Here is a 13579-nt window from a genome sequence, read left to right on the forward strand (position 1 = left end):
GTCCTTTTCAGGAACGAGCGGCTTTTTTGTAGATCCATGTATCGACACGAACGATTACTTTTCTGGTTGAAGTGGAATTTCCCAGTCCACCTTGTGCTCTTTGATCATCTGGTCAAACGAAAGCGTAACCTCTTTCAAATCTTTCTTTTCGCTAATGATGCCGAGTTCGCCACTGAACTCTACCCTACCATCTTTCTGTACTCCTTTTTTGGACATGTACCCTATCACTCTCGCGGCTTCTTCCCCATGCTCATCTGTTGCTTTCCAAGTTCTCATAGCAACAGCAGCAATGTCTTTGGCAAGCGTTCCTTCTATCTTTATTGTGTAAATGATATGCCCGCTATCACTTTGCTTATTAACCAATTGGAACCTAAATTGATTTCCATCAACCTCCGCTTTTATCGGCTTTTTCTCCAGTTCAGCAAAGTTCAGTTTTGTACGGAAAGAGGACTTCTCCTCCGTAAAGACAGCATCCAGCTTCATTGTTGCTTTCTGCGTACTGTCAATTGGGGTCAACATGTGAATCCATTTCTTCGTTACATACCAGTCTACAGCTTCGGCATTCCAGATCATATTTGTATCAGGGTAGTCGTCACCTTCATAAAATCGCTCTCTTATTTCTTCCCAGCTGCCAAGATTTGTACCCTTTTCATCGATTAACTGATAATGAAGAAAGCTTTTTCCTTTCCCTGCTTTGTTCTCAGAAAACACGAATTGTGTACCGCTTGGCGCATACCGCACCTCCTGTAGAGCAACGAGCGTTTCTTGTGGACCAGAAAACTGCTTGTTGATCGCTAATGTTTTCGAAGCAGCCTTGGCTGGTCGCATATCAATCGGAATATCCAGATTCCAGGTTCCTTTTGTTTCACCCATGTGCTTCACTCGTAGCTCTACAATGAGTTCGTCTGGTAGCGGATTCTTTTCATCAAAAAAATTGGTTAGGTCTCGTTGAATCAAAAAATTTTTACCGTTTGGCAGTACCATCCAAGCGGATGACTCGCTCTGTTTGTAGAATGGAGTCAATACTTTCCCGTTTTTGTCTTTTAGTCGAAACTCACGGAATTCGTCTACATTAAAAGTGTTAATCATCATATGTGAGTCTTCCACTAGTGCATCTTGCTTTGTCACAGATCCCAAAATCGCCAAGCGTAATGGATCAGCCAAAACTGCCTTTACTTCCACAGTTAACTCCTGATCTGTCGCTTTCAAATCGAGTGGTTTTACAAACCCTTTGGCAGCCGCTGCAAGTATTCCCCGATCCGTCTGCTTCTCATCGAATAAGCTGACGACTTGATTACTAACATTTGCATAAGGTCCCTTGATCTGGCTTACAGGGCTCGAGATGCCTACGGCTTGATACAATCCACTTACATAAGAAGCAAATGTAGGGGAAACAGCCGTTCCGAGTGTTACGATTACTGCCAATCCAGCAACTGCTATTGTCGTTTTCTTCACTATATCCACACTCCGTTTTTTCCAGTTTTTTCGAACGGATGATTGAGGGTCAATCGTTTTGAGCACCTTCAAGGGATAAGCAGGGAGTTTTTCCATGACATTTTGGACGATTGTCTCTGTCTGCCATTGTTCTTCGACGTCATCAGTCATGTCCAGTCCATCCATGTATTGTTCAAACCTGTTTAAGCACGAGCTGCATGTCATCAAATGATGCTGTATCTCTTGCTTCTCCTCGAAAGAGAGCCGGTCTTCCAAAAAAGCGTCCAGCATGACTTTATCCAAGCATGTCATAGATAAAAGTCACCCCCTTTTCCTGTTCTCGTTATGGAATCTCTTAGCTTCGATTTTCCTCTAGAGATGCGTGTTCGAACGGTACTAAGCGGAACACCTAGCTTTTCACTAATTTCTTCATAGCTCATAAATTGGAGGTACCGCAGTTCCAGGACGATGCGATATTTTGGCTCGAGGGTCATCATCCGGTTTTGCAAATAGGCTCTTTGCTCTTTCGCCAGATACTCTAGTTCAGGTGTCTGAATCGTAGACAGCTCCACTTCTTCGCTTGTTACTGGGAGAGATCTTTTTCGCTTGCGCAATTCATCGAAGCAATAATTGGTCGCGATCCTGTACAACCAGGCGCCAAATGCGAAACTATGGTTGTATTCGCCCAAGTGATAATATACCTTGATGAAAATTTCTTGAGCCATATCCTGCTCATGCAGGGATTGCCCAACCATTTTGCGGATAAGCAAACGAACTCTCTTGTTATATTTTTGTATGATTTGAGAAAAGGCTTCCTTGTTCCCCTGAAGGACCTCCTCAACAATCATCCTATCGTCCTGCATCTGTTTAATCCTCCTATAAGCAAACCTCTTGTCCAGGTCGGTTTATGAATAAGCGACCGCGTTTTAGAGGTAGGCTGTTCTTGTTGAACCAGGATGAGAGTACGAGAGGGGTATACTTTCTGATTCATTCAAAAAGGGTCGCTGCGCAGCTATCCGCCTTTTTGCTCCTACATCTATATAGGACGGAAAATGATGGGAAAAGATCGCAACTTTTTTCATTGGTAAGGGAAATCTTGAAATACAGAGTTTTTATAAATGAAAAAAGCTGCCGAGAAATTCTCTGACAGCTTATCTATCCACGATTCATTAGTTTACTGGCGGGCATGTGAGCGACTTTCCGTTCGCTTCTGAACCAAGCCCCATTATGTAGGGAACTGCAACATGGCTCCACGCATCTGGATTCGGTGCAGATGTCACTTCAGCCGGCGAGCATGAACGAAGCATGGAAGTATCAATGCTTCCACCGGGGTCGAGGGCCACCGCTGCCATTCCTGCAGGTAATTCTGCAGCGAGCGACTGGGTCAAGCCTTCGATGGCAAACTTGGAAGCACAGTAAGGAGCTAGCATCGCTTCACCATATCTGCCCCAATAAGAGCTGATATTGACGATGACTCCTCCCAGCCCACGCTGAATCATCTCAGGTAAAAAAGCCCGAGTAACATGGAAAACGCCGTTCACATTCACATTCATGACTGTGGAAAACTCACTCGCTGTGAGGTTCATGACAGGACTGTTGCGATTCACGATAGAAGCGTTATTAATCAGCAAATCAGGAACACCAGCTCCAGCAAAGACATGCTCTGCCCATTTTTCTACCTGTCCCATATCCACTACATCGACTACCGTAAAATCATGCTTATCTCCGAAATGGCTGCGAAGTCTCATCACTTCTTCCTCAGTGCGTCCGCAGCCTGCTACTGTCCAGCCGGCTTCATGGAAGCGATCTACCATCGCCCTGCCCAATCCCTTGGTCACGCCTGTAATAACCACAAGCTTGCTCATGCATATACCCTCCACTCTTTTTCAATTTATTAAATATTTTAGTATAATAATGAACAGAAAAAAAGCCCCCTTTCCCGCATTAAGGAAAAAAAGGACTTCTCCACTCACTTGTCCTGTTGCTGTAGAAAGGGCAGCTCCGGGAGCGGATACCATTCTCCTGACATCCACTCACGAGCTTTCCAGCGAAGGACATCCGGGCGAACCAGTGGCATGATTTCGCGGAACAGCTTCACTCGCTCAATATCTGTCATCGGCACGAATGCATTTGCAGCATCAAGATCAGCTTCTAGCTCCTCCATTTTGCTGACGCCAAGGATTGAGGTCGTGACAGGCAGGCTCCATGTATAACGAAGCGCTTGCTCTGTCCATGGAGCCAGCTTTCCAAGGCCCATTACCTTCATCCCGATCACCGCGACTCCTTTTTCGACTGCTTGCGGCACGAAATCGTGGGCGAAGCTGTAAATAAAGTGATCGAGCGCAGAAAGAGCTACCAGCGCACTGTCAAACGGATAACGGCGAATGGCTTCTGCCAAAAGACGCGGGTCCGTATGACCGCTAATGCTGATTTTTTTGATTAGCCCTTGTTCCTTCGCTTCCAGCAATGCTTCAAGCGCCCCGCCCTTGGCAAAAATCGCTTCCAAATCGTGTGGCTGCATGATGTTGTGCATGCGCCATTCGTTGACATAGTCGGTCTGGAGCCGTTTCAGGCTGCCTTCCAAATCCTTGAGCGCCAAATCACGAGTCCGGCCGCCTGTTTTCGTCGCGATCCATACCTTATCGCGCAAGCCCTTTAGTCCAAGACCAACACGTGTTTCTGACTGGCCATCACTATAGCTGGGAGCTGTATCAAAATAGTTGACGCCTGCTTCCACGGCACGGCGAATAATGGCGACTGCCTTGTCCTCCGTGCAGTCATGCTCATCAACAATTCGCTGGGCTCCGAACCCAAGTATCGAGACCTGATGTGGGTCTCGTCCAAATGAACGGGTTTTCATTCTGGTTCTACCTCCTATCTGACAAATAAGACGCCCGTTTCCGAGCGTCTTGGTGTACGTTCTATTCGATTACTCGCTGTACTTCTCGTAAGCACTGGTCAAAAGGTTGGCGATCGTTTGCAGATCGTTGTTCTCGATCTGATGACGCTCGATCATCGTCATGATCTTGCCATCCTTCATGATTGCAAAAGACGGGGAAGATGGTGCATAGCCTTCGAAATACTCACGAGCTTTTGCAGTAGCTTCTTTGTCTTGTCCAGCAAATACAGTGAAGATATGGTCTGGCTTTGTGGAGTGATTCAAGGAATGAACAACCGCTGGACGAGCAAGACCTGCTGCGCAGCCACAAACGGAGTTCACTACAACCAGCGACAAGCCTTTTTGGTTAGGCAGTGTTTGCTCTACCTCTTCTGCAGTGCGAAGCTCTTGGAATCCGTTGCGAGTCAACTCATCACGCATCGGTTGGATCACTTGGCTCATATATGCTTCATATGACATCATTGGGCAACCTCTCCTTTATCTAACGCATTTTAATACGTATATTATACCCCGATTATGTCCGTTGGAGAATCAACAAGTGCGCCTTGGCTACACTTCCATCAAAATCGTCAGGATCATCGGATTACGGCCTGTCTTCTCGTAAATAAACGGCTTGATAACCTCGTTGATTTGCGATTTCAGCTCAGACCACTCTTTGATTTTCTTTTCCAGTGTTTCCTGCAGTCGTTGACGGACGAGCATTGTCGCTTCCTGGATGAGAGACTCGGACCCGCGCACGTAGACGAAGCCACGGCTCACGATATCTGGGCCAGTCAGGATTTTGAAGTTTTTCATATCCAGGCTGACTACAACTACCATGAGGCCGTCCTCAGCAAGATGCTTGCGGTCGCGCAGCACGATGTTTCCAACATCGCCTACACCGCTGCCGTCAATCAGAACGATACCCGCTTGTACTTTACTCAGCCACGCTTTTTCGCGGTTGCAATTCAGGACATCGCCATTATCCATGATAAAGATATTGCTCTCTTCAATCCCCACCTGCTGCGCCAGCTTGGAGTGCGTCTTGAGCATCCGGTATTCTCCATGGATCGGAATGAAATACTTCGGACGGATAAAGTTAAGCATCAGCTTCAGCTCTTCACTGCTACCGTGTCCTGATGCATGGATGTCAAATGCATGACTAAGTACTACGTTTGCCCCTGCGCGATACAGCTTGTCAATCGTCCGACTCACATTGATCGTATTTCCAGGGATCGGTGACGCGGAGATGATGACAGTATCTTCCGGATAGATCGAAACCGTACGGTGAGAGCCCGATGCAATACGCGTCAGCGCAGCCATAGGCTCACCCTGGCTGCCTGTGCAAATAATCAGCACCTGGTTGTCCGCATAGTTGTCGATGTGCTTGATGTCGATCAGCATGCCCTCAGGCATCTGGATGTAGCCTAATTCTTGTCCAATCAAAAATACCTTTTCCATGCTGCGACCGATTACCGCTACTTTGCGATTGCATTGCTCAGCCGCATCCACTACTTGCTGCAGACGGTGTACGTTGGAAGCAAAGGTAGCAAGAATGATGCGCCCACGCGCTTTGCGGACCACATCCAGGATGCCATCGCCTACTGTTCGCTCCGACATGGTATAGCCAGGACGCTCACTATTCGTACTATCGGAGAGCAGTGCCAATACATCGCCGCTCGCACCAATCTTGGCAATTTTACCGTACTCCGTTGTTTGTCCCACTGGTGTCATATCAAACTTGAAGTCACCCGTGTGGATGACCATACCCTCTGGTGTGTGCAGCACGACCCCAAAGGAATCCGGAATACTGTGATTCGTGCGGAAGAAAGTGGCCTTCAACCGGTTGAAGGGAATTTCCGTGTCTTCCGAAATCGGAATCATCTTTACGTCATTTTGCATTTTGTGCTCTTCCAGCTTCGCCTTGACCAAGCCCAGGGTCAGACGACCACCGTAGATCGGCACTTTGATTTGGCGCATAATATAAGGAATCGCCCCAATATGATCCTCATGTCCGTGCGTCAATAGCAGTGCCTTGATTTTATGTTGGTTATCCACCAAATAGGATACATCCGGAATAACCAAATCAATGCCGAACATTTCATTCTCGGGGAATTTGACCCCGCAATCAATGATTATAATCTCATCTTCATACTCGACGCAGTACATATTTTTTCCGATCTCGCCGAGGCCGCCCATCGCGAAAATCTTAACGTCGCCCAATCTCTTTCCTCCTAACTTCATCGTGCATGATTTTTTTGGGGAACCCGAACTAAGCATGCCATTCTTATTGTAACACAACGCGAGGCGTTCGTTTCATCCAGTCTCACCATTCTACACATATTAAGTAATTGGTATTTATTATCGACTGGAAAATTGTACCTAACCATAGAGGTGAAAAGCAAGCTGGCACGCTGTCAGAACCGACCAGATGAACTTTTTGTTGTTTGTGCACACACTATTTCGTAGCGGTACGATATTTCCTGTGTCGGAGGTGCCCTGTATGCTTGTCTTTTCCAGATTCCCGCGTATTATCTCTTTCACTTCGGTCCTGATCGTTTTTCTGATGAGCTTGTCTTTAGCTCCACCTGCCGAAGCCCAGCCCCCTTATGCCAAATGGGGCAGAATCGCCATGCAGCAAACAAAGCAAAAGCATCCTCACGCTCAAATCGTTGATTATTTGCACGTCGGACGCATAAAGAAAACGCCCACCACGTCTGAGGAGACGTTTAAGCTTTTGCTCCAGGAGGGCAATCGCAGGTGGGCGCTACTCGTTCATATTGAATTTGAAACCAAAACGGAAAAAATGGTGCGTATCACTTATGAAGAAACACGATGAGCTAGTCGGCTAGCTGTACCATTTCTTTCATCATCTGATCCATGTCCATATCGGCTGCCATCCCATACGCGCGACGCATGTTTCCGTCACCATCGACGAGGAACATGCGAGCAGTATGGGCGATCGTGCCATCTGGCTGCTTCAAAACCGCAATTCCGAAGTCCTTGGTCACTTTTTCTACAGCCTGTGCATCCCCACGCAGGAACTGCCAGCCGCTTTGGTCGGCTTTAAATTTATCCGCGTATTGCTGCAAGACCTCAGCTGTATCGAAATCAGGATCAAACGTAATGGAGATGAATTCTACCTTATTTCCAAACAGGTTCTTTTCTTTTAACTGATCCTGCAACTTAGACATGTTGTAGGTAGTCGCCGGACAAATATCGGGACAATTGGTAAACATAAATTCAACCAAGCGGACCTTCCCTTTTCCTTCTGAAAAAGTAAAGGCAGACCCGTTGCTGTTATCCAAGGAAAAGTCCTGGAGCGGCTTCATAACGGGAATTTGTTCTCTCGCCATGTACTTGTAGCCAAACACCCCAACGATTGCCAGAATAATAATTCCTGCCAACACAGTAAACCAGTGCTTTTGCAGCCCGGATGCCTGTTGTGGCTGTGCGCCTTCACTCACGAATGCTTCCTCCCCTGCTTTCCCAAACGTTTTTCTCTATGTATGCCTATTCCTTCTCACCAGGCCATGCCAGCATTCCGCCTACCATATTCGCCACGTCATAGCCTTGTGCACTCAAATATTCCGTAGCTGAGTGACTGCGTGCACCGCTGCGGCACACCATCACAATCGGAGTGTCTTTATCCAGTTCCTCTAGTCGATGCGGTAAAAAACCAAGCGGGATGAGCTTTGCCTGTTTAATGTGACCAGAATTCCACTCCTCCAGCTCGCGTACGTCGATCACTTGTACATTTTCATTTGCCTCCAGCTTCTCCAAAAGCTGCTGAGGTGTAATTTCCTTTACGCTATTTTCCATGGTCATTTATCCTCCTATATGTACATTACACGCATCATGATCAACTCTCATCATATCATACGGAATTACTCATTTCTAACGGGTCCCACAGCGGAGTGTGAACGTCCAAAGGCAAATTTGTGACGGTTCTATATCTTCCCTTCACGAATCCATGTCACGATGCGAAGCGTACCGTAGAGGGATGCCAGCAGCAGACAGACGAGCATAAACATCCATTTTCCAAACTCGTTGATTTCTCTGAGTCCGCTTCCGTTTTCGATGACAAAAATACCGTAATAGATGACAAGCCCATAACAAAACAGGTTGAGAACGATCAACGCGATTCTCTTCGCTATTTTCTGTTGGTTTGTTGTAGGTTCATCCTGCAATCTCGATTCCTCCTCCAGCGTCCGCGATAAAATATCCTCTATTCCACCCTGATAACTCATAATTAAAGATTGACAGCCAAGCATTGTTTTTCATACAATTGTGACAACAATAACTGACACACTTATTCATCAAGAGCGGTGGAGGGACAGGCCCTATGAAACCCGGCAACCAGCATATGCCTATGCGCGGTGCCAATTCCTGCAGAATCCATAGATTCTGAGAGATGAACGCAAGCCCGCGCATGACCGGAGCCTTCTTCTTCTCAGGAGAATGGCTCCGTTTTTTATTGCATTCATTCTACCATAGAAAAAGGAGAGATGATGATGTCGGATCAACAACAATGGAAGCCAGAAACACTTGCAGTCCATGGGGGACAAGAGGTTGACCCTGTAACAGGCTCACGTGCTGTCCCTATTTACCAAACGACCTCCTATGTTTTCCGTGATACAGAGCATGCAGCGAATTTGTTCGCTTTGAAAGAATTGGGCAATATCTATACACGGATCATGAATCCGACACAGGACGTTTTTGAAAAACGTGTCGCTCTTCTGGAAGGCGGCGTAGGTGCTTTGGCGACAGCGTCTGGTCAGGCAGCCATTACGTTTGCCATTCTCAATATCGCGCATGCAGGAGATGAGATCGTAGCGTCCAGCAGCCTGTACGGCGGTACGTACAATCTGTTTGCTCATACTCTTCCACGCCTCGGAATCAAGGTTCACTTTGTAGACCAGTCCAATCCTGAGAACTTCCGTGCAGCGATCAACGAAAACACCAAAGCACTCTTTTGCGAAACCATCGGCAATCCACGCATCAATGTAGCCGATCTGCAAGCGATTGCCGATATCGCTCACGAAAACGGCGTTCCGCTGATTGTTGACAATACCTTTGCCAGCCCAATCCTGTGCCGTCCATTTGAGCATGGTGCTGATATTATCGTCCACTCCACCACCAAATTCATTGGCGGTCATGGTACAGCAGTCGGCGGTATCATTGTTGACTCCGGTAAATTTGACTGGAGCAACGGTAAATTCCCTGGCTTGACGACTCCAGACCCTAGCTATCATGGCGTCGTTTATACAGAGGCTGTGGGCCCGCTGGCTTATATCATCAAAGCTCGCGTACAGCTTCAGCGTGACATCGGTGCTGCTGTAGCTCCTATCAACTCCTTCCTGTTCCTGCAGGGACTCGAAACACTGCATCTGCGCATGGAGCGCCATAGCCAAAACGCTCTCGCAGTGGCGAAGTTCCTCCAGAACCATCCAGCGGTTGAATGGGTTAGCTATCCTGGTCTGGAGGGCGATGCCGATCATGCCCTTGCGCAAAAGTATTTGCCAAAAGGAGCTGGCGCAATCCTTACCTTTGGTATTCGCGGCGGCGTAAAAGAAGGCAAGACGCTGATTGAATCTGTGAAGCTATTCTCCCATCTGGCAAACGTGGGCGATTCCAAGTCGCTCGTCATTCACCCAGCGAGCACCACGCATCAACAAATGAATGAAGAAGAGCAGGCTGCAGCAGGTGTAACACCTGGGCTGATCCGCCTCTCGATCGGTACAGAAGCGATTGAGGATATTATTGGCGATCTGGAGCAGGCATTGAAAAAAGCAACTGAGCTTTCCACTGTCAGCTAATTGAACACCGCCCAAAAAGCACGTAACTCGTTAAGAGAGTTACGTGCTTTTTCATGTGCGTTTCGATTAAATTCGAAAAACATTGAATATGATATTCGAATATTTTATAATCAACCTATCATTTCATTTGGAAAGGGTATCCAGACATGAACCTATTAAATATTGGCACAGAACGCACAACCTATCATCTCGAGCTGTCGTTTTCCCCTCTCTTTGAAGCGGCACTCGGTATTGCAGCTGTCACTTATGATGACATTCGACCGACGCTGGAGCAGCCAGCAGAGTATTGGCAACAGCTTATGGATGAGCTCGATCCCGTCACCCTGCGTGAGCTAGACTATGCCAAACAAAACAACACGTGGAAAACCTTGTTGCAACTATTGCATCAGCAATCGTTTTCTGACCTGTCCACCTTTCTCTCCTATGTCAAAGGGTTGCCATCGGAGGAGCTGCGTTATCAGGCTCTTCCCTATTTGGGCGAGGAGCTGCAAGACCTGCGTCAGAAGGCCGCACGTGGAAGTGACTCAGCGATTTACGCACTCCAGAATGCCTGTCGCTCTCACCTCTTTTTCCCGGCCTATATCGCTCACATTGGCTCCACCGAGCCGGAGAAGCTGCGTAGCCACTTGCTGCTTCTGATAGAGGGCTGGTACAACACACACGTGAAGCCGCGGGAAGCTGAAATCAGCAGTATTCTGGAGCGTGACTGCAGACATAAAAAAGCGATGCAGGAAAGGCTTTCTGCCGAAGCTTTTGTCGAGTGGGCGACACATGGCAGCTATCCGCCGGAACCCGCTATTACCCGTGTGCTGCTCATCCCCCAAATCATATACCGCCCTTGGACCATTCACGCCAATGACGCGGGGACCAAGATTTTTTACTATCCGGTAGCTGACGAGAGCCTGCATGACACTGCTGACCCGTATCGTCCGTCCCAGATGCTGGTGCAAACGTTGAAGGTACTGGGAGATGAGTACCGCCTGCGCCTGGTCAAAATGCTTTCGGAAAAAGAGATGAGTCTGCAAGAAATGACTGAGAGATTAGGCGTTGCCAAGTCTACTGTACATCACCATCTGTCTCTTTTGCGCTCCGCTCACCTCGTCGAGGGAAAAGGGAACAAATACAGATTCAAGCGCAAAGCATTGGATAAAATGCCCGTCCTGCTGCAGCAATTTTTGGGGGATATGGCCGATGATAACTGCTGAACAGCCCGTTTCCGTCTGGCGTTTACGATCGTATCGCCTGATTTTGTTCGGTCAATTGATTTCAGAGCTGGGGGCTTCACTTGGTACGCTGGCTTCAAGCTGGTTGATCTACCAGGCTACAGGCTCCGAGGCCGCTGTTGGCGGGATGTGGCTCCTCTACTTCTTGCCCTCGCTAGTTTTGCAGCTGATTATTGGTCCTTATCTCGATCGATTCGACAAAAAGCGTGTCATGGTCTTTTCGCAATGGATGAGAAGCGGCGTGTTTTTCCTCACATTCGGGGTTATCCTCATCCAGCCTGAAGCCCTTTGGCCGCTGTATCTCATTTCTTTGTTCAACGGTCTGATCCAGCCGCTCTATGTTCCTGCCAGCCAGTCACTCTTGCCTTCTATTGTCAAAGGGGAGAGTCTGGTGCAGGCAAATGCCTATTTGGACAGCGCGTTGCGAATTGCAATGATCGCGGGACCTCCCCTGGGTGGACTGCTTGTAGCATGGATCGGAGGCACAGCTGTAATCGGCTTGGTATCACTTGGCTATGCTCTGAGTGGCGGACTTTTGCTACTGTGTGAAAGCCAAACTGTGGAAGCTCCCCGATCGCAATCGTGGGTAGTTATGTTTCGGGAAGGACTTGCTGTTTTTTATGAAAAGCCGCTTCTCTTTTGGCTTAGCATTTACGCAGCTCTCGTTCAATTCGCTGTAGGCATTACCTTGGTTCTCAACCTCCCGTACATTACCGGTGAGCTACTTGGTTCCTCCTTTCACGTTGGACTTTTTCTAGCTGGATATCCACTTGGCTATTTGCTTGGCTCACTCGTCATCCCACGGCTGAGTGGGCGAATCGAGCAGCACATTCTCATGCTAGGCTCGCTAGCGATTGGAGGCGCGACATTTATAGCGCTGGGCTTCACACACAATCTGTGGCTGGCGATTGCAATCGAAGTATTAGCGGGTATTTTTGCGCCCTTTTTTCACGTTCACAGCACAAGCCTGTATCAGCGCTCTGTCCCTCCCCACCTGATGGGGCGAGTCTTTTCGGTCAGGCTTTTGATCCTCCGCGCGACCATGCCTCTCGGAGTCTGGGTAGGTGGTCAGCTCGGCGACACAGTAGGGATTCGCCCGCTCTTTATGGGAATGGGCCTGCTCATCGTAGGTGCCTCCTTATTCGGGCTTGGATTTCAAAAATTTGCAAAAAAATCTTTATTGCGGAAAGTCGATGAAGGAACGGGCACTTTTTAATAGAAGTTTTTTAGACGGTACAGAAAAGTTTTTTTCACCAGCACTTTTACTGATATAAAGGAGAATTACGATGGCCCATCCTTCTCTAGATTCACTGCTTACTACCGTCAACCATGTCATTGTCGGAAAAGAAAAACAAATTCGTTTGCTGGTCACCGCCCTTTTGGCACGGGGTCATGTCCTTCTTGAGGATTTACCCGGCATGGGGAAAACAGTGCTCGCCAAAACATTGGCGCAGGCAATCGGTGGCAGCTACAATCGCCTGCAATTTACTGCAGATCTTTTGCCCTCCGATGTGGTGGGGCTGCATGTTTTCAACCAGCGAACAAGCGAATTTGAACTACGCAAAGGTCCCGTTTTTGCGGATGTTCTGCTCGCAGATGAAATCAATCGGGCTACTCCTCGCACCCAATCTGGACTTTTGGAGTGCATGGAGGAACGTCAGGTAACGATCGAAGGCATCACCTTGCCATTGCCCTCTACGCTGCTTGTGATTGCCACCCAAAATCCGATTGAATCCGAAGGGACATACCCTCTGCCAGAAGCGCAGTTAGACCGTTTCTTATTCAAGCTGTCACTCGGCTATGGTACACGCGCGGATTCCAAGGAAATTTTGAAGCGATTCCGCAGTGAATCCCCTCTGGAGCAGGTAAATCCAGTCATCACAGTGGAACAAATCGCTGCATTGCAAAAGGAAGTCGCGGCGGTTCACGTCAGCCAAGCCGTAGAAGATTATGTGATCGATCTGACAGAAGCTACGCGCTCGCATCGCTCAGTTGAAGTCGGAATCAGCCCACGCGCTATGCTCGCATTGTTGCGCTCGGCACAGGCGTTTGCCTTTTTGGCGGGTCGCTCTTATGTTTTGCCAGACGATGTCAAAGAAGTGTTTCCGAGTCTCACCACTCACCGCATTCGACTATCGATCGAGGCTGAGCTGCATGTAACCGAGCAGGAAGTAGTCGAGCAAATTTTGACAAGTGTGCCTGCTCCGGTGGAAGAAAGCGTGTAA

Annotated in this window: 14 protein-coding genes and 1 riboswitch; of the genes, 5 read left to right on the top strand and 9 right to left on the bottom strand. The window is 48.1% G+C overall.

Annotation, left to right across the window (positions count from 1 at the left end):
* Positions 1 to 54: 54 nt before the first annotated feature.
* From SB752_RS20530 to rnjA, 6 genes are all read right to left on the bottom strand, one after another.
* Entirely contained in the window at positions 55 to 1746 is a 1692-nt protein-coding gene (locus SB752_RS20530; RefSeq protein ID WP_410717423.1) for a DUF4179 domain-containing protein, read from the bottom strand.
* On the bottom strand, positions 1743 to 2297 hold the full coding sequence (locus SB752_RS20535; protein WP_103108078.1) for an RNA polymerase sigma factor: 555 nt from the start codon (positions 2295 to 2297) through the stop codon (positions 1743 to 1745). The genes SB752_RS20530 and SB752_RS20535 overlap by 4 nt, the downstream gene beginning before the upstream one ends.
* Positions 2298 to 2603: 306 nt before the next feature.
* Entirely contained in the window at positions 2604 to 3299 is a 696-nt protein-coding gene (locus SB752_RS20540; RefSeq protein WP_410717424.1) for an SDR family oxidoreductase, read from the bottom strand.
* A 104-nt stretch (positions 3300 to 3403) separates the two neighbouring features.
* Positions 3404 to 4294, bottom strand: coding sequence for an aldo/keto reductase (locus SB752_RS20545; RefSeq protein WP_410717425.1), 891 nt, complete (start codon positions 4292 to 4294; stop codon positions 3404 to 3406).
* Between the two features lie 69 nt (positions 4295 to 4363).
* Positions 4364 to 4795 (bottom strand): BrxA/BrxB family bacilliredoxin, encoded by a 432-nt coding sequence (locus tag SB752_RS20550; RefSeq protein WP_103108081.1) that lies wholly within the window; start codon positions 4793 to 4795, stop codon positions 4364 to 4366.
* A gap of 87 nt (positions 4796 to 4882) precedes the next feature.
* Complete coding sequence (gene rnjA, locus SB752_RS20555; protein WP_410717426.1) at positions 4883 to 6556, bottom strand: ribonuclease J1; 1674 nt, start codon at positions 6554 to 6556, stop codon at positions 4883 to 4885.
* Positions 6557 to 6815: 259 nt separating this feature from the next.
* Here rnjA and SB752_RS20560 point away from each other — a divergent pair, with 259 nt between their 5' ends.
* Positions 6816 to 7151, top strand: coding sequence for a YqzG/YhdC family protein (locus SB752_RS20560; RefSeq protein ID WP_410717427.1), 336 nt, complete (start codon positions 6816 to 6818; stop codon positions 7149 to 7151).
* 1 nt (position 7152) lies between these two features.
* On the opposite strand, the gene SB752_RS20565 is transcribed toward SB752_RS20560, so the two are convergent.
* The 3 genes from SB752_RS20565 to SB752_RS20575 all read right to left on the bottom strand — a co-directional run bounded on the left by SB752_RS20565 (position 7153) and on the right by SB752_RS20575 (position 8502).
* Positions 7153 to 7779, bottom strand: a complete 627-nt coding sequence (locus tag SB752_RS20565; RefSeq protein WP_410717428.1) for an SCO family protein — start codon at positions 7777 to 7779, stop codon at positions 7153 to 7155.
* 46 nt (positions 7780 to 7825) lie between these two features.
* Positions 7826 to 8134 carry a rhodanese-like domain-containing protein gene (locus SB752_RS20570; protein ID WP_103108085.1) on the bottom strand — a complete coding sequence of 103 codons (309 nt, stop codon included), beginning with the start codon at positions 8132 to 8134 and terminating at the stop codon, positions 7826 to 7828.
* Between the two features lie 128 nt (positions 8135 to 8262).
* Positions 8263 to 8502 (bottom strand): hypothetical protein, encoded by a 240-nt coding sequence (locus SB752_RS20575; protein ID WP_410717429.1) that lies wholly within the window; start codon positions 8500 to 8502, stop codon positions 8263 to 8265.
* Positions 8503 to 8625: 123 nt separating this feature from the next.
* Positions 8626 to 8733: riboswitch (SAM riboswitch) on the top strand.
* Between the two features lie 93 nt (positions 8734 to 8826).
* Between SB752_RS20575 and SB752_RS20580 the strand changes: the two genes are divergently transcribed.
* The 4 genes from SB752_RS20580 (at position 8827) to SB752_RS20595 (ending at position 13579) form a co-directional block, all read left to right on the top strand.
* Positions 8827 to 10131 (top strand): homocysteine synthase, encoded by a 1305-nt coding sequence (locus SB752_RS20580; protein ID WP_410717430.1) that lies wholly within the window; start codon positions 8827 to 8829, stop codon positions 10129 to 10131.
* A 146-nt stretch (positions 10132 to 10277) separates the two neighbouring features.
* Positions 10278 to 11336 (top strand): ArsR/SmtB family transcription factor, encoded by a 1059-nt coding sequence (locus tag SB752_RS20585; RefSeq protein WP_410717431.1) that lies wholly within the window; start codon positions 10278 to 10280, stop codon positions 11334 to 11336.
* Positions 11323 to 12570, top strand: coding sequence for an MFS transporter (locus SB752_RS20590; RefSeq protein ID WP_410717432.1), 1248 nt, complete (start codon positions 11323 to 11325; stop codon positions 12568 to 12570). Before SB752_RS20585 ends, SB752_RS20590 begins: the two co-directional genes overlap by 14 nt.
* Before the next feature lie 70 nt (positions 12571 to 12640).
* Entirely contained in the window at positions 12641 to 13579 is a 939-nt protein-coding gene (locus tag SB752_RS20595; RefSeq protein ID WP_410717433.1) for an AAA family ATPase, read from the top strand.

The sequence above is a fragment of the Brevibacillus sp. SIMBA_040 genome (assembly GCF_046535075.1).
Classification (GTDB): domain Bacteria; phylum Bacillota; class Bacilli; order Brevibacillales; family Brevibacillaceae; genus Brevibacillus.